This window comes from Pseudarthrobacter kochi, from assembly GCF_055412805.1.
Genome location: NZ_JBVAYV010000025.1, coordinates 34,168 through 59,189, shown reverse-complemented (window position 1 = coordinate 59,189; position 25,022 = coordinate 34,168). Strand labels below are relative to the sequence as shown.

Below are 25,022 nucleotides of genomic sequence, written 5' to 3'. Positions count from 1 at the left end.
CAACCACACCAAAGAAATCCCCGGCTGGTCCTCACGACCCCGCCCCGGCCCACGACACACGCTCCAAATCACGACGCCGACCGGGCACACCTACCACTCCACCGCACCGCCGCTGCCCGGAACCGGCACCGACCCACCGGAACCGGACCCGGCCGCGGCCAAAAGCCCCAACCACCGCCGCGAACGCCGCCAACGGGCCCAAACGCTCCTCCGCGCCCGCGCAAAAGACCGGTCCGCAGCCTGAACGAACGACCCGTACTACTGCGCCGAACTGCCGTCTGCGTACGGCGCATCCCCGGTCACAACAGGGTTGGAGTCGTTGTTGGACCATTCAGAGAACGACCCCGGGTAGAGTGCCGCGGGGAATCCGGCGATTTCGAGGGCTGCAATTTCGTGGGCCGCGGTAACGCCCGAGCCGCAATAGACGGCGGTGGGGACGTCTGAGCGCACCCCCAGGCTCATGAAGCGCTCCCGTAACGTGGCCGGGGACAGGAACCTGCCGTCCGCTCCGAGGTTGGCAGTGGTGGGGGCACTCACGGCTCCCGGGATATGGCCGGCACGCGGATCCACTGGCTCGAACTCCCCGCGGTACCGCTCCCCTGCCCTGGCGTCCAGCAGCAGTCCCTGGTGGCCCCAGGAAGCCGCCTGCCCTGCGTCGATGACGGGCAGGGCGCCGCCGGTCAGCTCAACGTCCCCGGGCTCCGTCTCCGGTTCGCCGCTTTCGACGTCGAAGCCGGCGTCCCGCCAGGCGGCCAGGCCGCCGTCGAGCAGGTAAACGTCGGGAAAACCGGTATTCCGCAGCATCCACCAAAGCCGGGCGGCGGCCAGGTTGCCGCTGTCGTCGTAGGCCACTACGACGTCACCTTGACGGACTCCCCAGGCGCGCACGGACGCCTGGAACTGTTCCAGGGCCGGTAGCGGGTGCCGGCCGCGGCGTGGGTCGGCGGGTCCGGCCAGTTCAGTGGCGAGGTCCACAAAGACGGCGCCCGGGAGGTGTGCCGCAAGGTAGTGCTCCCGGCCGTGCGGGTCGCCGAGCGCCCAGCGCACATCCAGCACCACGGTCCGCCGGCCGGCGCTGTCCGCGCCGACAAGGTCCTTCAGTGTGGCGACGTCCATGAGGGTCTGCATCCGCCAACTCTATCCATGGGAATCTGCCGCCGCCGGTAGGCTGGTGCGGTGATCAACGCGCGACAGCAGGACCGGGCATGGGCCGACGAGGCCATCCGCAGAATCAATGCAGAGAACAACCGGTCCGCGGACACCCATTTGTACTCCGTCCCGCTGCCGGAGCATTGGGGCGTCCAGTTGTACCTCAAGGACGAGTCAACGCACCGGACGGGAAGCCTCAAGCACCGTCTGGCCCGCTCGCTGTTCCTGTTCGGGCTGGTCAACGGCTGGATCGCTGAGGGCACCACCATTGTCGAGGCCTCCAGCGGCAGCACGGCGGTATCGGAAGCCTATTTCGCCCGGTTGCTGGGGCTGCCGTTCATTGCGGTGATGGCCCGGACCACCAGCCGCGAGAAAATCGCCCTGATTGAACAGTTTGGCGGCTCCTGCCTGCTGGTGGACCACGCCTCGGAGGTCTACGGGGCCGCCGCGGAACTCGCACAGCGCACCAACGGCCACTACATGGACCAGTTCACCTACGCCGAACGGGCCACAGACTGGCGCGGCAACAACAACATTGCCGAATCGATCTTCGACCAGCTTGCCCTGGAAGAGCACCCGGTCCCGCGCTGGATCGTGGTGGGCGCCGGCACCGGCGGCACCAGCGCCACCATCGGCCGCTACCTCCGCTACCACCAGCACCACACGCAGCTGGCCGTCGTGGATCCGGAGAACTCCGCGTTCTACCCCGGCTGGCTGGAAAGCCGCGGAACTTCCGACGGCGGCACCCCGAACAATGCAGCCCCCGACGCCGGTGTGGCCGGTGTGGGCCAGCCGTCACGGATCGAGGGAATCGGCCGGGCGCGGCTGGAACCCAGCTTCGTCCCGGCCGTCATCGACCACATGATCCAGGTCCCGGACGCGGCCTCGGTGGCCGCGATGCGTCATCTGCTCTCCCATGCCGGCCTGCACGCCGGCCCGTCCACCGGCACCAACCTGTGGGGCGTCTGGCAGCTCATCGCGGAGATGATCGCCGAGGGCCGCCGCGGCAGTGTTGTGTCGCTGATGTGCGACGGCGGCGACCGCTACGCCGGGAACTACTACAGCCCGGAGTGGCTGCGGTCCCAGGACCTGGATCCCGAACCGCATGAAGCGGCCATCCGGGAATTCTTCGCCAGCGGGTCCTGGCCGCAGTAGCTGCCTAGACTTCCACGGTGTCCCCGGTCGAAAGGTGCCGGTAGTCAGTACCGTACCTGGCTCCGAACCGGGTCACATGCCCTTCCACCAGTCCCCGCCCGGCGTCATTGAGCAGGGCGTCGTGGATCGGGAAGGCAATCGGTGCACGCACGCCGATCACGAAGTCGACCACCTCCCCCACTTTGTTCCAGGGTGCGTGGATCGGGACCAGCAGCGTCCGGACCTCCACGCCGTCGGGCACTATAAAGGAATCGCCCGGGTGGTAGACGTTGGAATCCACGAAGTAGCCGATATTGGCCACGACGGGAATCTGCGGATGGATCAGCGCGTGCTGCCCGCCGAAAGTCCGGATGGAGAAGCCGGCCGCCTCGAAGACCTCGCCGGGGGCCACCGCGTGGATCCTCGTCCCGGCGCCGGGCGCCTTCTCCCGCAGTTGTGCGGCGACCCCCGCCGGCGCGAAAAGCTGCAGGGAAGCGCCGCCGAGCAGCGCGGCCGCGACGGCCCCGACGTCGATGTGGTCGGCATGTTCGTGGGTGACCAGCACGGCATCGGCGCCGGCGAGGGCCTGGTCCGTCTCCGAGAAGTTTCCCGGGTCGAAGACCAGCACTTTGCCATCCTTCTCGAGCCGGACACAGGCATGGGTGAACTTAGTCAGCAACATCCGGCCAGCCTAAGGTCCTGCCACGGCGGTGTCCACGTGCCGGCTGGTAATCTGGGACCTTGCCACCACCCGTATCAAGACCACCAGCGAAGCGAGTTCGACGATGTCCCACGGCGCCACCGCCGACGGCGGCCGGGCAACCGTGCCGGCCCCTGCCGCGGCCAAGGAGCAGCGTGTCACCAAGCAGCGCCTCGCGGTCAGCGCCGTCCTTGACGAACTGACAGACTTCGTCAGCACGCAGGAGCTGCACCGCATCCTGCAGGACCGCGGCACCTCCGTGTCCCTCGCCACCTCATACCGGATCCTGCAGTCCCTCGCGGACGAGGGCCTGGTGGACGTCCTCCGGAACGCCGACGGCGAGGCCGTGTACCGGCGCTGCGCCGTCACCGGCCATCATCACCATCTGCTGTGCCGCAACTGCGGCAAGGCCGTCGAAGTCGAGGCACCCGCAGTCGAGGCCTGGGCCGCCCGGACGGCCACCGAGCATGGCTTCACCGCAGTGGAACACACCGTGGAAATTTTCGGCCTCTGCCCGGACTGCACCGCCCGGGCTGGGTGCCACTAGGTAAAAAACACCGCGGGCCGGGTTGCAGTTGCTGCAGCCCGGCCCGCGGTGGCGTGGGGTTTTCGCCGGCTACTTCCTCGGCCCGGCGGCCGGGGCGAAGGCCTCGTCGTCGGCGTCGTCGGCCGTGATCAGGATGTTGCCTTCCGAAATGGATTCGGAGAGCACATCGTGCTCAATGGCGATGGCCAGGGGTTTCTGCTTGACGAAGCACATCAGCGCGGCGGCGACCAGCGCCAGCGGAACCATCCAGATGAAGATCGGCGTCAGAGCGTCGTTGTAGGAGGAGATGATGGCCTCCTTGATGGGCGCCGGCAGCTGGCTGACCACTGCAGGAGTCAGTGAGTTCGATCCTCCCGGCGTGCCGCCGCCGGTTGCCGTGGCCGGCAGGCGCTCGGTGAGCAGCTCGGCCAGCCGGCTGGCAAAGAGGCTTCCCACCACGGCGGAGCCCAGGGTGGCCCCGATCTGCCGGAAGAAGTTGTTCGACGCCGTGGCGGTGCCGACTTCGCGCAGCGGGAAGGAGTTCTGCACGATGAGCACCATGATCTGCATGCTCAGGCCCAGCCCGAGGCCCATCACGGCCAGGTAGGCGCAGATTTCCCAGAGCGGAGCTTCGGGCTTGAGCGTGGAGAGCAGCACGAGGGCGATGGCAACCAGCACGCCGCCCGCGATCGGCATCCACTTGTAGCGGCCGGTCCTGCTGACGAGCTGGCCGGAGACCACCGAGGCCACCAGCAGGGCGCCCATCATCGGAATCATCAGCAGCCCGGATTCGGTGGCGTTGACGCTGAAAGCCATCTGGAGATAGGTGGGCAGGTAGCCGATGGCGCCGAACATGGCCACGCCGATCAGCAGGCCGGCGACAGTGGAAAGGTTGAAGTTGCGGTCCTTGAACAGGTGCAGCGGAATGATCGGTTCGGCCGTACGGCGCTCCACCAGGACGAAGGCAACGGCGCTGAGCACCGTGCCGGCGATCAGTGCCAGGATGATCGGATCGCTCCACTCGTACTTGCCGCCGCCCCAGGTCGCGAAGAGCACGAGGCAGGTGGTCGCGATGGCGAGCAGCACCATGCCGCCGAGGTCCAGGCGCGGTTTGCCGGCGTGCTTGGGCAGCTTCAGGAAGAACACGGCCCCGGCCAGCGCAAGCAGGCCCAGGGGGATGTTGATCCAGAAGACCCAGCGCCAGCCGGGTCCTTCGGTGAACCAGCCGCCCAGCAGCGGACCGGCGACGGAAGCAATGGCGAAGACGCCGCCCATCATGCCCATGTACTTGCCGCGTTCGCGGGCCGGTACGACGTCGGCGATAACTGCCTGCGAGAGGATCATCAGACCGCCGCCACCGAGGCCCTGGACGACGCGGGCCGTGATAAGCACACCCATGTCGTTGGCCAGGCCGCCGATGACGGACCCGATCATGAACAGGATGATGGCGGCCATCAGCAGGGCCTTGCGTCCCATCAGGTCGCCGAGCTTGCCGTAGATAGGCATGGTGATGGTGGAGGCGAGGATGAAGGCGGTGATGACCCAGAGCATGTCGCTGACGCCGTGGAGCTCGCCGACGATGGTGGGCAGTGCCGTGCTGAGCACGGTCTGGTTCAGTGCTGCCAGGAGCATCGAGAGCATAAGGCCCACGAAGAGCAGCACGATGTGCTGCTCTCCTTCGGCCTGTCCCGCGGCGGGGACAGCGTGCTTGGTCATGAAATTTTCCTTAGTAAATGGTGGAGCAGGGCCAACGACGGTCCGAGGGTCTCTGCGGAGATCCCCTCGACCGGGTTGAAATTGGCTGACGTGAGATCAAAGCGGATGGGGACTCCGGCGATCATGACCAGCATGCGCGCGGCCTCCTCGGGGCCGAAGCCTTCGGCGCCCGCCGCCCAGGCGGGATCCTGGGCCAGCACGCCGGCGATCCCCTGGCAGACGAGGCCCTCGGCTTTGACCATGTAGTCCATATGGCGGCGGCCCAGATTGGGATACCGGGCGATGAGCTGGCGGCGCCGCGTGCGGTCGGTGCCTCCGATCGCTGTCCAGGCAACGGTTACCAGGAGGCACGAGATCTGCCCCACCAGATCGTCCGCCGTGGTGGAGATCCGGGACAGCTGTGACGCCTCCAGGACAGGTTCGCGCAGCCCCAGAATGGCGTCTTCCTTCACCTGGAAATAGTTGAAGAACGTCCGCGGGGAGACTCCGGCGCTGGAGGCGACGGCTTCCACCGTGGTCTCGTCAACGCCGTGCTGCAGGGCAAGCGAGGCAGCCGCCTCATGGAGGGCGGCCCAGGTCTCAGCTTTTTTGCGCTCACGCAAGGGAAGCGCGGCAACATTAGTCATGGCCTAAATAATTGCATAACTGCAATGACTGCACAAGTGCATACTTGCACTGATGCATAACTTAGTGCGCGCCGATCGCGCGCCGGCTCAGGCGGCCGACGCCTCCGTAGCCCGCAGCACCCGTCCATTGAGTCCGCGTTTGGCCCGGACCGCGCCGACCACCCGGCACACGACGTAGATCAGGAAGGACAGTGTGGTGACATAGGGGCTGATCGGAATCCGGCCGCCGAGGGCCAGCAGGATGCCTCCGACCGTCGCCGTCATGGCGAACGCCACGCTGAGAATGACCACCAGCCGGGGCGAGGACGTCACCCGCATGGCCGCTGCCGCGGGAGTGATGAGCAGTGCCAGCACCAGCAGGGCGCCAACAATCTGGATGGAGAGGGCGACGCTGACGCCCAGCAAAAGCATGAACCCGAGGGCGAGTGCCCGGACGGGCACGCCGCGGGCCGAGGCGACATCGGGGTCCACGCTGGCGAAGGTCAGCGGACGCCAGATGGCCACCAGGGCGAGCATCACAACGACGGCGGCGACGGCCAGCACCTGGAGCTGGACGGTGCCGACCGAGACAATCTGCCCGGTGAGCAGGCCGAATTTGTTGGCCGCCCGCCCCTCATAGAGGGAGAGGAACAGGATGCCCAGGCCCAATCCGAACGGCATGATGACGCCGATGATGGAGTTCTTGTCCCTGGCACGGACGCCCAGCAGACCCAGCAGCAGGGCCGCCACGACGGATCCCACCAGGGATCCCAGGACGATGTCCGTCCCGATCAGCAGGGCAAAGGCCGCGCCGGCAAAGGAGAGTTCCGAGATCCCGTGGACGGCGAACGCCAGGTCCCGCTTCATCACGAAGGTTCCCATCAGGCCGCCGAGCAGGCCCAGTACAGCGCCGGCCCAGAGGGAATTCTGGACCAGCACCAGCAGTTCGCCGTAGTTCTCGAAGTTGAAGATTGAGTTGAGCAGGTTGTCCAGGTCCACCTAGCCCACCTCCCCCGCCACGGCGTGGGCGTCCTCGTGGTGGTGGGTCGTGGCGTCCGGCAGCCCGACGACGATCAGCCGTCCGTTCGCGTGGATCACTTCGACGTGGCTGTCGTAGAGATCGGACAGGACCTCGGTGGTCATGACTTCCTCCGGCGGACCCACCCGGAAGCGTCCGCCAGCCAGATACAGCACGCGGTCCACATAGTCCATGATCGGGTTGATCTCGTGCGTCACAAACACCACGGCGCTGTCCTGGTCGTGGCACTGCTTGTTGATCAGCCCGCTGACGGCCTGCTGGTGCTGGAGGTCCAGGGACAGGAGGGGTTCGTCGCAGAGCAACACTTTGGGTTCGGTGGCAAGCGCCTGCGCCACGCGCAACCGCTGCTGCTCGCCGCCGGAGAGCTGGCCCACGGGTACCTTGGCGTAATCGGCGGCCCCCACGAGGTCCAGCAGCTCATCGATTCTGCGGTTCACTTTCGCCGCGCCGAGCCGAAGGCCCCAACGGTGGCCGTCGACGCCGAGCCCGACGAGGTCGCGGGCGCGCAGCGGAGTGTCGGGGTCGAAGGACTTTTGCTGCGGGACATAGCCGATCCCCCGGCTGCCCCGCGCCACGGGCCTCCCCGCGAGCGTGGCCGTGCCGGAGCTCAGCTCCTGCAGGCCGAGCAGGACTTTGAGGAACGTCGTCTTGCCACTGCCGTTGGGGCCGAGGACAGCGAAGAATTCACCCGGGTTGATGTCCAGGTCCAGGCCCTCCCACAACGTCCGTTTGCCGAACATCAGGGAGGCTCCACGGAGGCTCACTACGGGTGTCAACTTGGATCCTCGAATTCTGCGCAAGCCGTCGGCTCGCGTTCTTTACCTGGGCCGTCTGGCCGGGATGTCTGCCGGGCTGCCTGAGCGGCCGTACAGCGGGGGGCTGTCTGCTAATCCTAGGCCAGGGCCTTGGCGATGTTGTCGACATTCCCGGTCATCCACTGCAGGTAGGTCTTGCCCTCCGGCAGGGTCTCGCTGAAATTCACCACGGGGACCCCGGCAGCTGCCGCGGCGTCCCGCACAGCCACTGCTTGCGGACCTTCGGTCTGCTGGTTGTAGGCCAGGAGCCTGATGCTGCCCGCACGCATGAGGTCGGTGGTGGCCTTGAGCACGGCGGGCGGCACATCCGCGTCTTCCTCGATTGCGGCGGTATATTCACCAGGGGTCTGGTTTGCCAGGCCGGCGGCTTCGAGCAGGTAGAGCGGCACCGGCTCCGTCACGGCGACGGGCGCCGCCCCGGCGGACGCCTTGAGTCCGGCCAGCTTCGCCTCAAGGCCGCCGAGCGAGTCCTTGAACGCCGCGGCATTACCGCGGAAAGTCCCGGCGGAGGACGGTTCAAGCTCGCCCAGCTTGGCAGCGACGGCGTCAGCCATCCGGGCCATGGCGGGGAGGCTGTACCAGACGTGCTCGTTGAAGCCGGCGGGGCTGTGGCCGTGCCCGTCGGCGGCAGCGGACGCGCCGGCAGGCTCTTCCGGAGCCAGCCCGGAGAGCTCCACGGCATTCAGGACGCTGCCGTGGTCGAGTCCCGTGTCGTCCGCGAGCTTGTGGATGAAGTCGTCATAGCCGCCGCCGTTCTCCACCACCAGCTCGGCCTTGGAAACCGCCAGCTTGTCCTGCGTCGTGGCCTCGTAGCTGTGCGGGTCCTGGCTGGTGCGCGTGATGACGGAGGTGACCCGCACTTTGTCTCCGCCGATGGCGCCCACGATGTCGCCGTAAACGCTCGTGGAGGCAACGACATCGACAATTCCGTCGCCGGCACCCGGGGCCGGGTTCCCCGGCGTCGGCGAGCAGGCCGTCAGCAGCAGGGTGGCGCCGGCAAAGGCGGCAACGACGGCACGGGCAGCAGGACGACGCACAGGGGACCTCGGATCTGTTATTGAGAATCAGCAGCAATAGCAACAGTTCGAGTGTAGCCCTAAATGGGAATGATTCCTATTTAGGGCTACACCCTGACGTTGCGGCTGGCCGTGTTACTGCTGGTCCTGGCCGAGCCTCCGGTAGCCGGTCGCCTGCGTGGCGTCCCGGATCTCCCCGACGAGCTGTTCGATGACGTCCTCAAGGAACAAAACGCCCTGGGTGAGGCCGTCCGGGCCGATCACGCGGGCCAGGTGCGAGCCGGTGCGCTGCATGACGGACATGGCCTTCTCAATTTCGTCGCCCATGGCCAGGTTCGCCAGGGAGCGGATGTGGCTTTCCGCGATGGGCTGGTGGTAGGCGGCGTCCGGGATGGAGAGCACGTCCTTGATGTGCAGATAGCCGGAGAGCATCCCGTCGTCGTCGAGCATCGGAAAGCGGGAGAACCCGGTGCGGCTCACGGCCTTCTCGAACTCCACCGGAGTGGTGTTCGCTTTCAGCATCACCAGTTTGTCGAGCGGGACCATCACATCGGAGGCCGTATGTTCGGAGAACTCCAGGGCACCGGTGATGAGTCCGGCGTCGTCGTCCACGAGCCCGTGGCGGGTGGATTCCTGCACGATCGACTGGACTTCCTCAAGGGTGAAGGACGACGTGACCTCGTCCTTCGGCTCGATCCGCATCAGTTTCAGGATGTGGTTCGCGGCCCAGTTGAGCGCCACGATCACCGGCTTGACCAGCCGGGCGACGAACATCAGCGGCGGAGCCAGCAACAGGGCTGCCTTGTCCGCCACGGAGACTGAAATGTTCTTCGGGACCATCTCACCGATGGTGACGTGCAGGAAGGTGACCACCAGCAGGGCGACGGCGAACGCCGCGATGTCGGCGATCTCCACCGGGATGCCCACGGCCTCCAGCGGCACGGCCATCAGGTGGTGGATTGCCGGCTCCGCAACCTGCAGGATCAGCAGCGAACACACGGTGATGCCGAGCTGCGCGCAGGCCAGCATCAACGAGACGTTTTCCATGGCGCGCAGAGTGGTCTGCGCCCGCTTGGATCCCGCCTCGGCGAGCGGCTCGATCTGGCTCCGGCGGGCCGACATGACCGCAAACTCGGCACCCACGAAGAAGGCGTTGCCGAGCAGCAGGACCACAAGCCAGAGGATTCCTGCCCAGTCGCTCATGCGGCACCGACCTGGCCCTTGGAGTGCTCGTCATGGTGCGCGCGGACGGGCTCAAAGCAGATCCGGTCGATCCTGCGTCCGTCCATGCGGGTGACAGCAAGGGTGCCGCCAACAACGTCGACGGTATCCCCCACGGAGGCAATCCGGCCCAGCTTGCTCATGACGTAACCTCCCACCGTTTCGTAGGCAGACTCATCGGGCACGGTCAGGCCCGGGATCTGTTCGGAGAGTTCATCGGGCCGCAGCAGGCCCGGGAAGTACCAGTCGCCCGAGGCGCTTTGCAGCAGCCCGGGCCGGACCTTGTCATGTTCATCGGCCACTTCCCCGACGATTTCCTCGACAAGATCCTCCAGGGTGGCGATGCCTGCGGTTCCGCCGTACTCGTCCAGGACGACGGCGAGCTGCAGGTTGCCTTCGCGCAGTTCCGCCAGCAGTGCGTCCAGGTGAATGGTTTCCGGAACACGGAGCACATCGGTCATGATGGCGCCGGCCTCCAGCTTGGCCCGCCGGCCCGAGGGGACGGCGATGGCCTTCTTGATGTGCACCACGCCGCGGATGTCGTCCGAGGACTCCCCGATGACGGGGAACCGCGAATAGCCGGTGCGGCGTGCGGCCTCGACAATGTCCGATACCGGCTGGTCGCCGTCGATGGTCTCGACCCGGATGCGGGGCGTCATGACGTCCGCCGCTGTCCGTCCCGAGAATTTGAGGGTCCGTGCGATGAAGTTGGCGGTGCCGGCGTCGAGGGTCCCCATCGCCGCGGAGCGGCGCACGAGGGACGCGAGCTCGGCCGGGGTCCGCGCGCCCGAAATCTCTTCCTTGGCTTCCAGCCCGAAGATATTGAGCACCTTGTTGGAGAAGCCGTTAAGGACCACGATGGCGGGTTTGAAGATCGCCGTGAAGATCAGCTGCGGACGGGCCAGGACCTTGCCGACCTCGAAGGACAGCGCAATCGCCATGTTCTTCGGGACCAGCTCGCCGATCAGCATGGACAGGAGCGTCGCGAGTGCCATCGCCAGGACCAGTGACACGGAGGAAACCGCGGCTGCGGGCAATCCCAGGGCCGCCAGCGGCCCTTCGAGCAGTTTGCCGACCGAGGGCTCCATGACGTAGCCGGTCAGCAGGGTGGTGATGGTGATGCCCAGCTGGCAGCTGGAGAGTTGGGTGGACAGGGACTTGAGGCATTTGAGCAGGGGCGCGGCGGCGGTATCGCCGCTGTCCACGGCCCGCTGGACCGAGGCCTGGTCAAGGGCCACGAGGGAGAATTCAACGGCTACGAAGAAGCCGGTTCCGAGGATGAGCAGCAGGCCTGCGCCGAGAAGTAGCCACTCCATTTAGCGGCCTGCTTCCGGGGCAGCGCGGCGGCGGCCCGGCGGAGGATGGTCAGACGAGGCCGACCCTGTTTCCTGGAAGGCTCCGGTTTTTTGATAGGCACCTGGCTGGTGTGCCGCCGGAGAATGATGGGCGCGTGAACGGGGTTTGCCGGCTCTTCGGGTGGACTGCGCGGGAAGGATTTCCATCCCCCGCTGACAGCCCCCAGGCCGGCACCTAGATTTACTGTCCATAAGAGTTTCAGTCTACAGGAGCAGCGGCTACCAGCTCTGCGGGACCGGGCGGCCTTCCTCGTAGCCGGCCGCGGACTGGATGCCAGCCACGGCGCGTTCCCGGAACGAGGCAAGATCCGCGGCGCCGGCGTAGCTCATCGAGCTGCGCAGCCCGGCGGTGATCATGTCCAGCAGATCCTCGACGCCGGGGCGCACCGGATCGATGAACATCCGGGACGTGGAAATGCCTTCCTCGAAGAGGGCCTTGCGGTCCTTTTCGAAGGCGCCCTCGCGCTGGTTGCGGTTCTGCACGGCACGGGCCGAGGCCATGCCGAAGCTCTCCTTGAAGTGCCGCCCGCCGGCGTCCTGCTGCAGGTCCCCGGGGCTCTCGTGGGTTCCGGCGAACCAGGAACCGATCATGACCTGGCTTGCTCCGGCCGCCAGGGCCAGCGCCACGTCGCGCGGGTAGCGGACGCCGCCGTCGGCCCAGACCCGCCCGCCGGCGGCCCGCGCGGCGGCCGAGCACTCCAGCACGGCGGAGAACTGCGGCCGGCCCACGGCCGTCATCATGCGCGTGGTGCACATGGCACCGGGGCCCACCCCGACCTTGACGATGTCCGCGCCGGCCTGGATGAGTTCGCGGGTCGCCTCCGCCGTGACCACGTTGCCGGCCACCACGGGCACGCCGGGGTTGAGGCCTTTCACGGCGGCCAGGGCATCGAACATCTTCTGCTGGTGGCCGTGCGCGGTGTCGAGGACCAGCACGTTGACCCCGGCGGCGAGGAGTTCCGCGGCACGCCCGGCGACGTCGCCGTTGATCCCGACGGCGGCCGCCACTTTGAGCTGGCCTGCACTGTCCAGCGAGGGCCGGTACAGAGTCGAGCGCAGGGCGCCTTTCCGGGTGAGGACCCCGGCCAGGACTCCGTCCCGCTGCACGGGCGTGAAGTCGGTCCCGGCAGCGTCCATGGCCTCAAAGGCACGGCGCAGGCCGGAGCCGGCGCCCGGTCCTGTGCCGCTGGCGCGCGTGTCCTCCAGCAGTTCCGCCTCCAGGACCAGCGGCTGGACGCGCATTACCGAGGCAAGGGAGGCGAACCGGTCCTGGCCTTCGCAGTCCGCACTCCGGACGATGCCGGCGACGGCGCCAGCGTCGTCCACGACCATAACGGCCCCGTGCGGACGCTTGCCCATCAGGTGCAGGGCGTCAATGACGGTGCTGGCAGGCGAGAGCGTGACCGGTGTTTCCAGGACGGGGTGTCGGGACTTGATCCAGGCCGTCACGTCGCGGATCACGCCGAGCGGGACGTCCTGCGGCAGCACCGCCAGTCCGCCGCGCCGCGCCATGGTCTCAGCCATGCGCTTGCCGGTCACCGCCGTCATGTTGGCCGCGACCAGGGGAATCGCGGAGCCCGTACCGTCGTCGGCCGCCAGGTCCACATCCAGCCGGGAGGTGACGTCGGAACGGGACGGTACGAGGAAGAGGTCCGAATAGGTCAGGTCGGTGGTGGGCTCGGTCAGGAAACGCACGGCTGCTCCTTAATAGGCATTCCGGTGCTCAACGGGTTCTCCGAGTGATTCTAGCGAGGCTCTCCAGGGCCCCGCACGGCCGCTCCCGCTGCTGCCCAAAAGGCCTCCGGAGGGCCGGATCGCGTGCGGCTCCGGCGCGTTGAGGCGACTTGATGATTTGAGTCACCCTTATTGGCGGTTTGGCAAGAATCGTCACTAGACTGGCATGGGTCTGGGTTCACTGGACGCGGAGACTGGTTCAATCGTCGTGCTGAGGCACCGTGAAACCAGTGGGAATCAAACTCATGGAAGAGGCGTAATTCAAGTGCCAGAGCAGCCTAGCCACCGTCTACCAGAGGAATTTGGCGGAAACGAGTGGCTCGTTGACGAACTGTACGAGCGTTATCAGCAGGACAAGAACGCGGTGGACGCCAAGTGGTGGCCCTTGTTCGAATCCTTCGACGCCGGAGACAGTTCCTCCACCAACGGAGCCTCAGGCGCAGCGGCAGTTGCCCGCCCCGCCACCCGCGAACTTCCTGTTGTAGCTCCGGTTGCCGCGGCGGCAGCGCAGCCGCCCGCTCCGGCCGCCGCGCCCGCACCGGCCGCAGCTCCCGCTGCCGCGAAGAAAGCCCCGGCCACTGTTGCCCGCGACGGCTCCAAGACCTCGGAAGCCGGTCCCGGCACCACGCCGATCCCGGCCCAGCTGCCCAAGAACATCAAGGCGCCCACGGCCCCCGAGGAAGACGTCGTCTCCGTCCTCCGCGGCCCGGCCAAGGCCATCGCCACCAACATGATCACCAGCCTGGAGGTGCCGACCGCCACCAGCGTGCGGGCGATCCCAGCGAAGCTCCTGATCGACAACCGTGTGGTCATCAACTCCAACCTCGCCCGCGCCCGCGGCGGCAAGGTTTCCTTCACGCACCTGATCGGCTACGCCGTCATCCGCGCCCTGGCCCAGTTCCCCTCGATGAACGTGTACTACGACGAGATCGACGGCAAGCCTGTCGCGGTCCAGCCGGCGCACGTGAACTTCGGCATCGCCATCGACATGCCCAAGCCCGACGGCACCCGCCTGCTCATGGTGCCGAACATCAAGAAGGCGGAGACCCTCAACTTCTCCGAGTTCTGGCACACCTACGAGGACCTGATCAAGCGTGCCCGTGCCGGCAAGCTGACCGCGGACGACCACTCCGGCACCACGGTCTCGCTCACCAACCCGGGCGGCATTGGAACCGTGCATTCGGTGCCGCGCCTGTCCAAGGGCCAGGCCGCCATCATCGGCGTCGGCGCACTGGACTACCCGGCGGAATTCCAGGGTGCCAGCGCGAAGATCATCGCGAAGAACGCCATCAGCAAGGTCGTCACACTGACGTCCACATATGACCACCGCGTCATCCAGGGTGCCGGCAGCGGCGAGTTCCTGAAGCTCGTGAACCAGCTCCTGCTCGGCGCGCAGAACTTCTACGACGAAATCTTCGAGTCCCTGCGCATCCCGTACGAGCCCGTGCGCTGGAGCCCGGACCTGCAGGTGGACCCGGCCGACGAAATCAACAAGGTCGCCCGGATCCAGCAGCTCATCCACGCCTACCGTGTCCGCGGCCACCTGATGGCAGACACCGATCCGCTGGAATACGTCCAGCGCAAGCACCCGGACCTCGACGTCCTCACCTACGGCCTCACGCTGTGGGACCTGGACCGCGAATGGCCCACCGGCGGCTTTGGCGGCAAGCCCATGCTCGCGTTCCGGGATATCCTCGGAGTGCTCCGCGATGCCTACTGCCGCACCACCGGCATCGAATACATGCACATCCAGGACCCCGCGGAACGCAAATGGTTCCAGGACCAGCTGGAGCACCCCTACTCCAAGCCCAGCCGTGACGAGCAGCTGCGCATCGTCTCCAAGCTCAACGCGGCCGAAGCCTTCGAGACCTTCCTGCAGACGAAGTTCGTCGGCCAGAAGCGCTTCTCGCTTGAGGGCGGCGAGTCCCTGATCCCGCTGCTGGACGCCATCATCTCCGACGCGGCCGACGACGAACTCGACGAAGTGGCGATCGGCATGGCCCACCGCGGCCGGCTCAACGTGCTCACCAACATTGCCGGTAAGACCTACGCCCAGGTCTTCCGCGAATTCGAAGGAACCCAGGACCCCCGCTCCGTGCAGGGCTCCGGTGATGTGAAATACCACCTCGGCACCGAGGGCACCTTCACCTCGGACAACGGCAAGGAGACGAAAGTATACCTCGCCGCCAACCCGTCCCACCTTGAGGCCGTGGACTCCGTCCTCGAAGGCATCGTCCGGGCCAAGCAGGACCGCCTCGACCGCGGCGAAGCGTTCCCCGTGCTTCCGATCATGATTCACGGAGACGCCGCCTTCGCCGGCCAGGGTGTTGTCGCGGAAACGCTCAACCTCTCCCAGCTGCGCGGCTACCGCACCGGCGGCACCATCCACGTCGTTGTCAACAACCAGGTCGGCTTCACCACCGCCCCGTCGTCGTCGCGTTCGTCCACCTACTCCACGGACGTCGCCAAGATGATCCAGGCGCCGGTGTTCCACGTGAACGGCGATGACCCGGAGGCCGTGGTCCGCATCGGGCAGCTCGCCTACGAATTCCGCCAGCGGTTCCACAAGGACGTTGTCATCGACATGGTCTGCTACCGCCGCCGCGGGCACAACGAGGGCGACGACCCCTCGATGACCCAGCCACTGATGTACAACCTGATCGAGGCCAAGCGTTCGGTCCGCAAGCTGTACACCGAATCCCTGATCGGCCGAGGTGACATCACCGAGGAAGAAGCAGAGCAGCTGCTGCGCGACTACCAGGAACGGCTGGAGCGTGTCTTCGCCGAAACCCATGCCGCGCAGACCTCACCGATCCCCATCATCACCGCCGATTCCGCCGCGGTCTCGGACCTGGAGCGCCCGCTCGCCCAGCAGACCGACCTGGGCGTCAGTGCCCCGGCGTCGACGGCGATTTCCGCCGGGACACTGGCACGCATCGGCAAGGCCCACACCGACATCCCCGAGGGCTTCACGGTCCACGCCAAGCTCAAGCAGCTGCTGGAGAAGCGTGAAGTGATGTCCCGCGAAGGCGGCATCGACTGGGGCTTCGGGGAGCTTGCCGCGTTCGGCTCGCTCATCATGGAAGGCGTTCCCGTCCGGCTTGCCGGCCAGGACTCGCGCCGCGGCACTTTCGTGCAGCGTCACGCCGTCTTCCACGACCGCGCCAACGGTGACGAGTGGCTGCCCCTGGCGCACCTCTCCGAGGACCAGGCCAAGCTGTGGATCTACGATTCCCTGCTGTCCGAATACGCGGCCATGGGCTTCGAATACGGCTACTCGGTGGAACGCCCGGATGCCCTGGTGCTCTGGGAAGCGCAGTTCGGCGACTTCGTCAACGGCGCGCAGACCATCATCGACGAGTTCATCTCCTCGGCCGAGCAGAAGTGGGGCCAGCGCTCCTCGCTCGTGCTCATGCTGCCGCACGGCTACGAAGGCCAGGGACCGGACCACTCCTCCGCCCGGATCGAGCGCTTCCTGCAGATGTGCGCCGAAGAGAATATGATCGTGGCCAACCCCACGACGTCGGCGTCGCACTTCCACCTGCTGCGCCGGCAGGCGTACAGCCGGCCGCGCAAGCCGCTGATCATCTTCACGCCGAAGCAGCTGCTCCGCCTCAAGGCCGCAGCGTCTTCCGTGGAGGACTTCACCACCGGCACCTTCCGGCCCGTCATCCCCGAGCACGAGCAGCTGCAGGGCGACGCCGTCGAGCGTGTCCTGCTGGTGTCAGGCCGCCTGTACTACGATCTGCTGTCCACCCGGCAGAAGACCGGAGACAAGACCACGGCGATCGTCCGGGTCGAGCAGCTTTACCCGCTGCCGGCCGAAGAGATTGCCGCTGAGCTTGCCAAGTACCCGAACGCCGAGGTTGTCTGGGCACAGGACGAACCCGCCAACCAGGGCCCGTGGCCGTTCATCGGCCTCAACCTTCCGGACGCACTGGACCGCCGGGTCCGCCTCGTTTCCCGTCCCGCCTCGGCTTCCACCGCAGCAGGATCGATGAAGCGCCACGCGGCCGAGCAGGACGCGCTGCTCAAGCAGGCATTCGCACGTAAGTAAGGTCAACGCTGCCCGGCCGGAGATGTAAACACGCAACTCCGGCCGGGCACCGTTGTTTAACCGGCTTTGTTCCCCTCCGTCTGAGACGGTCCCGGGGAACGGTTTAATGGACACCCTGAAGTGAAGAGGTAGTCGTGGAAGATCGAAAGCTGCGGATCGCAGCCGTGGGCGATGAAATGCTGGCCGGCCTGGGTGATCCCCGCGCGCTGGGCTGGCTGGGCCGGGTCCTGGCTCGCACGCCGCAGGACGGGCTGTCCCTGGAGTGCTACTCCCTCCCCTGCCCGGAGGAAGGCACGGAGGGTCTGGCGGCCCGCTGGCTCGAGGAAGCCGGCCGGCGCTTCAACGACCACGCTGAGAACCGCCTGGTGATCGGCCTCTCCGGCCGGGATATCGAGTTTGGACTCTCCACGGCCCGCAGCCGGCTCAACCTCGCCAACATCCTCGACTCCGCGTCGCAGAACAAGATCGAAGTGTTCGTCGTGGGCCCGCCGCCCACCCTCGACCCGACCCAGAACCGCCGGCTCGGCGAGCTGAATACGGCTTTCGCCGACGTCACCACCCGGCGCAAACACCTCTACGTCGACACCTTCTCGCCGCTGCTGAACCACGAGCAGTGGCGCCAGGACCTGGCAGCCAACGGCGGCACCCCCGGCCAGGCCGGCTACGGACTGATGGCGTGGCTCGTGCTGCACCGCGGCTGGTTCCAGTGGTTGGGGATGGACGCCCCGGAGTAGGCGGGCCGCACCTCGGGGGCGCCCGGGATTTTCGCGATATATCTTGACCGTGCAGATTCGGCGATATATCGTGACTTCATAGTCACGATATATCGCAACCATTCGCACGAAGTATCGCCCTCCTGGAGGAGCCATGTCAGAGAATAACTGGACTGTCACCGGTCCGCAGACGATCGACGTCGACGGCGTCACCTCGCTCAAACTCGGCATCGTCCGGGGGCGCTTCGACATCGTCGCCCATGAGGAGGCCGTCGCCCGGATCGAAGTGTCCGAGGTCCACGGCGACCCGCTGGCGATAAGCCTGGTCAACGGACGCCTCGAGGTCCGGCACCAGCTGCACGGGCCGCAGGGCTGGTTCAAGAACCTGATGGACACGGTCATCAACACGAGCAACAACTCGGTGGTCATCAGCATCGCCCTTCCGGCCGGCGTGGAGGTCGAGGCTGGCACCGTCAGCGGCGACGGCATGGTGTCCGGCATCAGCGGGCACACCCGTCTGAACACCGTCTCAGGTTCGGTCCTGGCTGACGGCACCTCCGGGGAGCTCTCCGTCAACACCGTCAGCGGCGAGGTGATTGCCCGCAACCACCACGGCGTGCTGACGGCCAGGAGCGTCTCAGGCGAGGTCACCGCCTCCGGCGATTTCAGCCACATCCGCGCCAACACAGTGAGCGGGGACCTGAGCTTCGACCTGCACGGCTTCACCCAGGACTTCGGCGCCAATTCAGTGTCGGGCGACGTGACCATCCGCCTGCCGCACGACGTCGGCGTGGACATCATCGCGAAGTCCGCCAGCGGCGCCGTCGTCATCGGCGACACGAAGTACGTTCAGCCCGGCGGATCCGTGCAGACCATCGCCGGACCCGATAGCCAGCTCATGCTGGTCCGCACCAACTCCGTCTCGGGCAAGACGTCGATCTTCCACCGCCCGCCCAGTGCGGACACCGAAACGGGGATCTGATGCCTCCGGTCTTCGCCCACGGGGCGCTGCGGCTCTACCTGCTCGCACTGCTGGAGTCGGGTCCGAAGCACGGCTATGAACTCATCAAGGCGCTGAGCGAACGCTTCGGCGGCACCTACTCCCCCAGCGCCGGAACCATCTATCCGCGGCTCGGCAAGCTCGAGGAGGAAGGGCTCGTGGCCACCCACGCCGAGGGACGACGGACCTACTACAGCATCACCCCGGGCGGGCTCGTGGAGCTGAACAGCCGGCGGGACGAACTGGCCGGCGTGGAAAATGACATCTCCGCGTCCGTCCGGCGCCTCGCCGACAACCTGCGGCAGGACATCAAGGTCAACATGCGGGGCCTCCGGGCGGACCTGGCCGCAACGGCCGAGGCAGCGCGCTCCTCGGCGCGTGCGGCCGGCTCAACGGTCGCCTCGCTGGCAGGCCAGCGCTACTCCCAGGAGGGCGACAACCGGCTGCGGGAGGCGGAGATGCTGGTGCAGGCCTTCCGCGACGACATCCGCGTGGAGCTGCGGCGGCACGGCGGCAGGCACCCCATCACTCCCGTGACGCTGGAGACCGTCAAGACGGTGCTGGACCAGGCACGGATCTCCATCCGCAATTCCCTCGAGTGATCCGCCCGCCCCGCCGGTTCGCGGCGGGTGCCCTGATGTGGGAGACTTGAGGGCAGCTCTTTTGAGTACCAAAAATTAAGGAGGCCAGCTATGAGCAAGCGTGCACGTAAACGTCGTGACCGTAAGCGTGGCGGCGCGAACCACGGCAAGCGCCCCAACGCCTAAGCAAAGCTTGGAATGACAGCTTTAGGCGAATGACCCCGGAACCTCACGGTTTCCGGGGTCATTCGTTTTTGGCGGGGATGCCTTTACAGGCAGGGCTGCCCTTTGCAGTGCGGCCCCGCTGCGTCAGGCTTCGACCGGGCTGCTGGAGTGGATCCGGTCCAGGATCGAATTCTTGAGGTTTTCCGGGGCTGCCTCGGTGCAGGAACGCTTCACCATAACGCGGATGACACACTCGAGGTCATACTGCTCGAAGCATTCCGGGCACCCGTCCAGGTGGGCCTTGATCTCGGCGATGTCCTCGTGGGTGAGGGCACCATCAAGGTACTCGTAAATACGTTGCATCCGGGCGTCGTCGCAGTCGCCCAGTCCCTGGCAGTCGCTCATTTCCTGTTCTCCTGTTTGTTGCTTCCGGCTGCAGCGGTGGCATCTGCGGCCTTGAATCCGCGCTCGGCGGCGTAGTCGGCGAGCATGTCCCGCAGCATCTTCCGGCCCCGGTGCAGACGGGACATGACGGTCCCGATCGGGGTGTTCATGATGTCTGAAATTTCCTTGTACGCAAATCCCTCGACGTCGGCGAAGTAGACTGCCAGCCGGAATTCCTCCGGAATGGACTGCAGGGCGCGCTTCACGTCCGAGTCCGGCAGGTGGTCCAGCGCCTCGGCCTCCGCCGACCGGAGTCCCGAGGAGGTGTGCGATTCGGCACGCGCCAGTTGCCAGTCCTCGATGGTGTCCGAGTTCGACTGCAACGGCTCGCGCTGCCGCTTGCGGTAAAGGTTGATGTAGGTATTCGTCAGGATGCGGTACAGCCAGGCCTTCAGGTTGGTGCCGGGCTTGTACTGGTGGAACGCGGAAAACGCCTTCGTGTACGCCTCCTGCACCAGGTCCTCGGCATCAGCGGGATTCCGGGCCATCCTCATGGCCGCGGAGTACAGCTGGTCCACGTACTGCATGGCGTCGCGTTCGAACCGTATCCGCCGCTCGTGCGTGGTTTCAGTCGCCACGTCCAGCGCCTGCCCGTCCACGATTGTCTCCCGGGCGGCAGCCTCCTGAACGGCGTCGGGCCTCGGGGCAGGGCCAGAGGGTGCGCCGGCGGGGCCGGCAGCAGGTGACTTAGCGGGCGTGGCGCCGTTTCCGGCGACCTCGTGCATGGCCGCAACGGCCGGATCCATGGTGCTCATTGCCCTCAAGTCTACTGTCACCGCGCGGCGGGCGGCCGAAACTGCCGGCACGGTTCCTTCGCGCAGTCCCATGGCCCACAACTCCGCGGGATAGTCCGCCAGTTGCGCGTCCTTCACCAGTACCAAATCTCCGCCTCCCGGCTCGTCGTCCCGCCACCTTCCAGCCGCAAATAAGCAGCTCGAACACGTCATTCACAACCCCGCCCGGCGGGCAAATATTCCACAAAAGTGCAAGACTAGAACCGGTTCTCCCGCATTGATTCCGCGGTTCGTCCATCCAGGAGGAAATTCATGTCCTTTGTCCGCTTTCTCGCCCGGCCCATGCTCGCCTCCAGTTTCGTCCTTGCGGGCATGGACAAGCTCAAGAACGCGGATGACACTGCCACGCAGCTGTCCCCCCTGCTGCGCCGCGCGGCTGAATCCCTGCCGTTCCAGACCAACGAAAAGGTCCTGGCCCGCGTCATCGGCGGTACCCAGGTCGGCGCCGGCGTCCTCTTCGCGGTTGGCAAGTCGGCCCGCCTCGCCGCCACCATCCTTGCCGTCATCTCCGCGCTCAACAGCTACGTTGAATGGCGCAGCGCGGACATCACGTCCAAGGAAGGCCGCGACGCCCGCCGCAAGCAACTGCTCAAGAACGTCTCACTGACCGGCGGCGTGCTGCTGGCCGCCGTCGACACGAACGGCCGCCCCAGCCTGGCCTGGCGCGCCGAGCACCTCGCCGCGGACGCCAAAAAGAACGCCGGCCACCTCGCCGCTGACGTCAAGAAGACCACCGGGAAACAGCTGAAGAAGGCCGACAAGGCCGTCCGCAAGGCCGTCGACCACACCGTCGGAGCCTAAAGCAGCAATGACAGGCACCACCCCCACCGCAGCTGCCCCCTCCGTTCCGGCCGACAGTGCCCCGCTGTGGCGGGCGCCATTCGCCGGACGGCCGGTCGACGCGACGGTCACCGTCCCGGGATCAAAGTCCCTGACCAACCGGTACCTCGTGCTGGCTGCCCTCGCGGACGGGCCCTCACGGTTGCGGGCCCCCCTGCATTCCCGTGACTCCGCCCTCATGGTCGAGGCCCTGCGGCAACTCGGAGCCACCATCACGGAGGTTCCGGGCGACGGCGACTTCGGTCCCGACCTGGAAATCGTCCCGATCAGCCTTGACGCCGCCGGCACGGACACGGCCATCGACTGCGGCCTGGCCGGAACCGTCATGCGGTTTGTCCCGCCCGTCGCGGCCCTGCGCCGCGGAGTAACACTGTTCGACGGCGACCCGCACGCGCGCAAGCGCCCGATGGGCCCCATCATCGATGCACTCACCGGACTGGGCGTGGCCGTCAGGGCGCCCGACGGCGGACCGGCGTCGTCGTTGCCGTTTACCGTCGAGGGCACCGGCACCGGCACCGTGCGGGGCGGCCATCTGGTCATTGATGCCAGTGCGTCGTCGCAGTTTGTGTCCGCGCTGCTCCTGGCCGGCGCCCGCTTCACCGAGGGACTGCACCTCGAACATCAAAGCGTCGAACATCAAAGCGTCGAACATCAAAGCGGGGGGCACGCGGGAAAGCCCGTGCCGAGCCTGGACCACATCAACATGACCGTCGCCGTCCTCCGCGGCGTGGGCGTGGCCGTGGATGATTCCCGCCCGAACCACTGGGTGGTCTCCCCCGGGCCCATCCGCGCCTTTGACCTCCGGATCGAACAGGACCTCTCCAACGCCGGACCCTTCCTCGCAGCGGCCCTGGCCACCCGCGGCACCGTTCGTATTCCCAACTGGCCGCCCGGGACCACCCAGGTCGGCGATCTGTGGCGCAGCATCCTCACGACGATGGGGGCCACCGTCACGCTCACGGACGGCACCCTGACCGTGAGGGGCGGCCCGCACATCAAGGGCGCGGACTTCGACGAGACCAGCGAGCTCGCCCCCACCGTCGCCGCCCTCTGCGCCCTGGCCACCGGGCCTTCGCGGCTGAGCGGCATCGCCCACCTCCGCGGGCACGAAACGGACCGGCTGGCCGCCCTCGTGGCCGAGATCAACGGCCTGGGCGGCGACGCCGAGGAGACGGCCGACGGCCTCATCATCCGGCCCGCACCGCTGCACGGCGGCGTCGTCCACAGCTACGCGGACCACCGCATGGCCACAGCCGGCGCCATCCTGGGCCTGGCTGTCCCCGGCATCGAGGTCGAGGACATTGCGACCACTGCCAAGACCATGCCCGACTTCCCGCAGCTCTGGGAAGCCATGCTGGCGCAGCGAACCCCCGCAGACAAGGACGCCTCCGGTGGCACGCAGCACTGACTCCTGGGACGAATCCGACGTCCGGATCCGCCCCAACAAGAAAGGCACCCGGCCCCGCACCAAGGACCGGCCCGCCTACGAGGACGCCGTCACCGGGCGGATCATCACCGTTGACCGCGGACGCTACACCGCCGTCGTCGCCGAGGGTACCCCCGGGGAACGCAAGATCATCGCCGCCCGCGCCCGGGAACTGCGCCGGAACCCGGTCGTCGCCGGCGACTTCGTCTCCCTTGTCGGGGACGTCAGCGGCGAACCGGACACCCTCGCACGGCTGGTCAGGATCCAGGACCGCAAGACACTGCTGCGGCGCAGCGCCGACGACACCGACCCGATCGAGCGCGCCGTCGTCGCCAATGCCGATACGCTGGTGATCGTGGTGGCGGCCGCGAATCCTGAGCCCCGGACCGGGTTCATCGACCGCGCCCTCGTGGCCGCGTACGACGCCGACATCGAGCCGCTGCTGCTCGTCACCAAGGCCGACGTCAAGGATCCCGCGGAACTCCTTGCCAACTACCAGCACCTTGACTTCCCGGTCATCATCTCCAAAACGGCGGACTCCGCGGCGTCCGGCATCGATGCCCGCTCGGACGACGGGCTTTCGGCCCGGCTGGACAAGGACGCCGTCTCCCAGCTTCGCGCCCATCTCGACGGGAAGGTCACCGTCATGCTGGGCCACTCCGGCGTCGGCAAGTCCACCATGGTCAACGCCCTCACCGGCGCCGAGCGCGCCACCGGCGGCGTCAACGCCGTGACCGGGCGCGGCCGCCACACCTCCTCCTCCGCGCTGGCCCTCAAGGTCAACGATGCACCGGCAGGCAGCTGGATCATCGACACCCCGGGCATCCGCTCCTTCGGCCTGGCCCATGTGGACCCGGACCGGATCCTGCGGTCCTTCCCCGATCTTGAGCCCGGCACCGACGACTGCGAGCGGGGCTGCAAGCACGATTCCAGCGCCGTCAACTGCGGCGTGGACGCCTGGGTGGCCGCCGGCCATGCGGGCGAATCCGGCCCGGCCCGGCTCGCCTCACTCCGCCGCCTGCTCGGAACAGATCCCCGCATGGAAGCCCAGGACGTCAAGGAACTGGGCACCGTCTCCTAGCGGGCTGCGGCGCAGCCTACCGCGCCCCCGCCCGCTTTGGCGGTAGTTTGGAACCATGAGTCAACCCGCTTCGAGCTACAACGATGACCTGCGCCTTGCCCATGTACTGGCAGATTCCGTAGATTCCCAGACCATGAGCCGCTTCAAGGCGCTCGATCTTCGGATTGAGACGAAGCCGGACCTGACACCGGTGACCGACGCCGACAAGTCGGCCGAGGAAGCCATCCGCGGCCAGCTGTCCCGGTCCCGGCCGCGCGACGCCGTGCTCGGCGAGGAGTTCGGCAGCTCCGGCCACGGCTCCCGCCGCTGGATCATCGACCCGATTGACGGGACCAAGAACTTCGTCCGCGGCGTCCCCGTCTGGGCCACGCTGATCGCCCTTGTTGACGAGGGCGAGCCGGTCGTCGGCGTCGTGAGCGCCCCGGCACTGGGCAAACGCTGGTGGGCCGCCAAGGGCGCCGGTGCGTACATGGGCCGGTCGCTGGCGGCCGCCACCCGGCTGAAAGTCTCCAACGTCTCCAAACTCTCGGACGCCTCGCTGTCCTACTCCAGCCTGGGCGGCTGGAAGCAGCGCGGCAACCTCGATGAGTTCCTCGGCCTCACCGAGGAAGTCTGGCGCACCCGCGCCTACGGCGACTTCTGGTCCTACTGCCTTGTGGCCGAAGGCGCCGTCGACATCGCCTGCGAGCCCGAACTGAACCTCTACGACATGGCCGCGCTGGTCCCGATCGTCACGGAGGCGGGCGGACGCTTCACCTCCCTCGAAGGAGCAGACGGCCCGTTCGGCGGCAACGCCCTCGCCACCAACTCCATCCTGCACTCGGAGGTCCTCAAACGCCTCAACCCGGGGCTCGACGACCTCCTGTAGGGAATTCCGGCGTCGTCCTGCAGGTCCGGACGCGTCCCGTAAC

23 protein-coding genes and 1 pseudogene are annotated in these 25,022 nt (G+C 67.0%); 12 read left to right on the top strand and 12 right to left on the bottom strand.

The window, feature by feature from the left end; genetic code table 11:
• Positions 1–244: pseudogene (locus ACZY0Y_RS13090) on the top strand (HNH endonuclease); the annotation flags it as partial.
• Positions 245–258: 14 nt separating this feature from the next.
• Here ACZY0Y_RS13090 and ACZY0Y_RS13085 read toward each other — a convergent pair.
• Entirely contained in the window at positions 259–1,128 is an 870-nt protein-coding gene (locus ACZY0Y_RS13085; protein WP_463958387.1) for a sulfurtransferase, read from the bottom strand.
• 48 nt (positions 1,129–1,176) lie between these two features.
• On the opposite strand from ACZY0Y_RS13085, the gene ACZY0Y_RS13080 reads away from it, so the two are divergent.
• Positions 1,177–2,304, top strand: coding sequence for a PLP-dependent cysteine synthase family protein (locus tag ACZY0Y_RS13080; protein WP_463880041.1), 1,128 nt, complete (start codon positions 1,177–1,179; stop codon positions 2,302–2,304).
• Positions 2,305–2,308: 4 nt separating this feature from the next.
• Here ACZY0Y_RS13080 and ACZY0Y_RS13075 read toward each other — a convergent pair whose 3' ends face one another.
• Positions 2,309–2,965 carry an MBL fold metallo-hydrolase gene (locus tag ACZY0Y_RS13075; RefSeq protein WP_463880038.1) on the bottom strand — a complete coding sequence of 219 codons (657 nt, stop codon included), beginning with the start codon at positions 2,963–2,965 and terminating at the stop codon, positions 2,309–2,311.
• A gap of 103 nt (positions 2,966–3,068) precedes the next feature.
• Between ACZY0Y_RS13075 and ACZY0Y_RS13070 the strand changes: the two genes are divergently transcribed.
• The gene (locus ACZY0Y_RS13070; RefSeq protein ID WP_463880276.1) at positions 3,069–3,530 is read left to right on the top strand and encodes a Fur family transcriptional regulator; all 462 of its coding nucleotides are present in this window, start codon (positions 3,069–3,071) and stop codon (positions 3,528–3,530) included.
• 69 nt (positions 3,531–3,599) lie between these two features.
• Here the strand turns inward: ACZY0Y_RS13070 and ACZY0Y_RS13065 are convergent, their stop codons facing one another.
• From ACZY0Y_RS13065 to ACZY0Y_RS13030, 8 genes are all read right to left on the bottom strand, one after another.
• Positions 3,600–5,225, bottom strand: coding sequence for an MDR family MFS transporter (locus ACZY0Y_RS13065; protein ID WP_463958385.1), 1,626 nt, complete (start codon positions 5,223–5,225; stop codon positions 3,600–3,602).
• Complete coding sequence (locus tag ACZY0Y_RS13060) at positions 5,222–5,851, bottom strand: TetR/AcrR family transcriptional regulator (protein ID WP_463958383.1); 630 nt, start codon at positions 5,849–5,851, stop codon at positions 5,222–5,224. Before ACZY0Y_RS13060 ends, ACZY0Y_RS13065 begins: the two co-directional genes overlap by 4 nt.
• Before the next feature lie 87 nt (positions 5,852–5,938).
• Positions 5,939–6,829, bottom strand: coding sequence for a metal ABC transporter permease (locus tag ACZY0Y_RS13055; protein ID WP_463880030.1), 891 nt, complete (start codon positions 6,827–6,829; stop codon positions 5,939–5,941).
• Positions 6,830–7,645 (bottom strand): metal ABC transporter ATP-binding protein, encoded by an 816-nt coding sequence (locus tag ACZY0Y_RS13050; protein WP_463958381.1) that lies wholly within the window; start codon positions 7,643–7,645, stop codon positions 6,830–6,832.
• Positions 7,646–7,761: 116 nt separating this feature from the next.
• Positions 7,762–8,721: a metal ABC transporter solute-binding protein, Zn/Mn family gene (locus ACZY0Y_RS13045; RefSeq protein ID WP_463958380.1), complete on the bottom strand. Its 960-nt coding sequence runs from the start codon at positions 8,719–8,721 to the stop codon at positions 7,762–7,764.
• 114 nt (positions 8,722–8,835) lie between these two features.
• Positions 8,836–9,903: a hemolysin family protein gene (locus ACZY0Y_RS13040; RefSeq protein WP_024368012.1), complete on the bottom strand. Its 1,068-nt coding sequence runs from the start codon at positions 9,901–9,903 to the stop codon at positions 8,836–8,838.
• Positions 9,900–11,237 (bottom strand): hemolysin family protein, encoded by a 1,338-nt coding sequence (locus ACZY0Y_RS13035; protein WP_463958378.1) that lies wholly within the window; start codon positions 11,235–11,237, stop codon positions 9,900–9,902. Before ACZY0Y_RS13035 ends, ACZY0Y_RS13040 begins: the two co-directional genes overlap by 4 nt.
• Before the next feature lie 258 nt (positions 11,238–11,495).
• A complete protein-coding gene (locus ACZY0Y_RS13030) occupies positions 11,496–12,971 on the bottom strand; it encodes a GuaB1 family IMP dehydrogenase-related protein (RefSeq protein WP_463958376.1) in 1,476 nt (491 codons plus the stop codon).
• Positions 12,972–13,275: 304 nt separating this feature from the next.
• Between ACZY0Y_RS13030 and ACZY0Y_RS13025 the strand changes: the two genes are divergently transcribed.
• The 5 genes from ACZY0Y_RS13025 (at position 13,276) to ACZY0Y_RS13005 (ending at position 19,547) form a co-directional block, all read left to right on the top strand.
• The gene (locus ACZY0Y_RS13025; protein WP_463958375.1) at positions 13,276–17,067 is read left to right on the top strand and encodes a multifunctional oxoglutarate decarboxylase/oxoglutarate dehydrogenase thiamine pyrophosphate-binding subunit/dihydrolipoyllysine-residue succinyltransferase subunit; all 3,792 of its coding nucleotides are present in this window, start codon (positions 13,276–13,278) and stop codon (positions 17,065–17,067) included.
• Between the two features lie 134 nt (positions 17,068–17,201).
• A complete protein-coding gene (locus ACZY0Y_RS13020; RefSeq protein WP_160664768.1) occupies positions 17,202–17,801 on the top strand; it encodes a GDSL-type esterase/lipase family protein in 600 nt (199 codons plus the stop codon).
• Between the two features lie 133 nt (positions 17,802–17,934).
• Complete coding sequence (locus ACZY0Y_RS13015) at positions 17,935–18,762, top strand: DUF4097 family beta strand repeat-containing protein (RefSeq protein ID WP_463880017.1); 828 nt, start codon at positions 17,935–17,937, stop codon at positions 18,760–18,762.
• The gene (locus ACZY0Y_RS13010; RefSeq protein ID WP_463958372.1) at positions 18,762–19,382 is read left to right on the top strand and encodes a PadR family transcriptional regulator; all 621 of its coding nucleotides are present in this window, start codon (positions 18,762–18,764) and stop codon (positions 19,380–19,382) included. The genes ACZY0Y_RS13015 and ACZY0Y_RS13010 overlap by 1 nt, the downstream gene beginning before the upstream one ends.
• Before the next feature lie 90 nt (positions 19,383–19,472).
• The gene (locus tag ACZY0Y_RS13005; RefSeq protein WP_104061284.1) at positions 19,473–19,547 is read left to right on the top strand and encodes a 50S ribosomal protein bL37; all 75 of its coding nucleotides are present in this window, start codon (positions 19,473–19,475) and stop codon (positions 19,545–19,547) included.
• Positions 19,548–19,670: 123 nt separating this feature from the next.
• Here ACZY0Y_RS13005 and rsrA read toward each other — a convergent pair whose 3' ends face one another.
• Together rsrA and ACZY0Y_RS12995 are read right to left on the bottom strand one after the other, a co-directional pair.
• Positions 19,671–19,931 carry a mycothiol system anti-sigma-R factor gene (gene rsrA, locus ACZY0Y_RS13000; RefSeq protein ID WP_463880012.1) on the bottom strand — a complete coding sequence of 87 codons (261 nt, stop codon included), beginning with the start codon at positions 19,929–19,931 and terminating at the stop codon, positions 19,671–19,673.
• Complete coding sequence (locus ACZY0Y_RS12995; RefSeq protein WP_463958395.1) at positions 19,928–20,797, bottom strand: sigma-70 family RNA polymerase sigma factor; 870 nt, start codon at positions 20,795–20,797, stop codon at positions 19,928–19,930. The genes rsrA and ACZY0Y_RS12995 overlap by 4 nt, the downstream gene beginning before the upstream one ends.
• A 219-nt stretch (positions 20,798–21,016) precedes the next feature.
• Between ACZY0Y_RS12995 and ACZY0Y_RS12990 the strand changes: the two genes are divergently transcribed.
• The 4 genes from ACZY0Y_RS12990 to hisN are packed head-to-tail and all read left to right on the top strand — an operon-like array spanning position 21,017 to position 24,979.
• Entirely contained in the window at positions 21,017–21,565 is a 549-nt protein-coding gene (locus tag ACZY0Y_RS12990) for a DoxX family protein (RefSeq protein WP_463880010.1), read from the top strand.
• 7 nt (positions 21,566–21,572) lie between these two features.
• Positions 21,573–23,012, top strand: a complete 1,440-nt coding sequence (aroA, locus tag ACZY0Y_RS12985; protein ID WP_463958370.1) for a 3-phosphoshikimate 1-carboxyvinyltransferase — start codon at positions 21,573–21,575, stop codon at positions 23,010–23,012.
• Positions 22,996–24,111, top strand: coding sequence for a ribosome small subunit-dependent GTPase A (gene rsgA, locus ACZY0Y_RS12980; RefSeq protein WP_463958368.1), 1,116 nt, complete (start codon positions 22,996–22,998; stop codon positions 24,109–24,111). The genes aroA and rsgA overlap by 17 nt, the downstream gene beginning before the upstream one ends.
• 55 nt (positions 24,112–24,166) lie before the next feature.
• Entirely contained in the window at positions 24,167–24,979 is an 813-nt protein-coding gene (gene hisN, locus ACZY0Y_RS12975; RefSeq protein ID WP_463958367.1) for a histidinol-phosphatase, read from the top strand.
• Positions 24,980–25,022 lie beyond the last annotated feature (43 nt).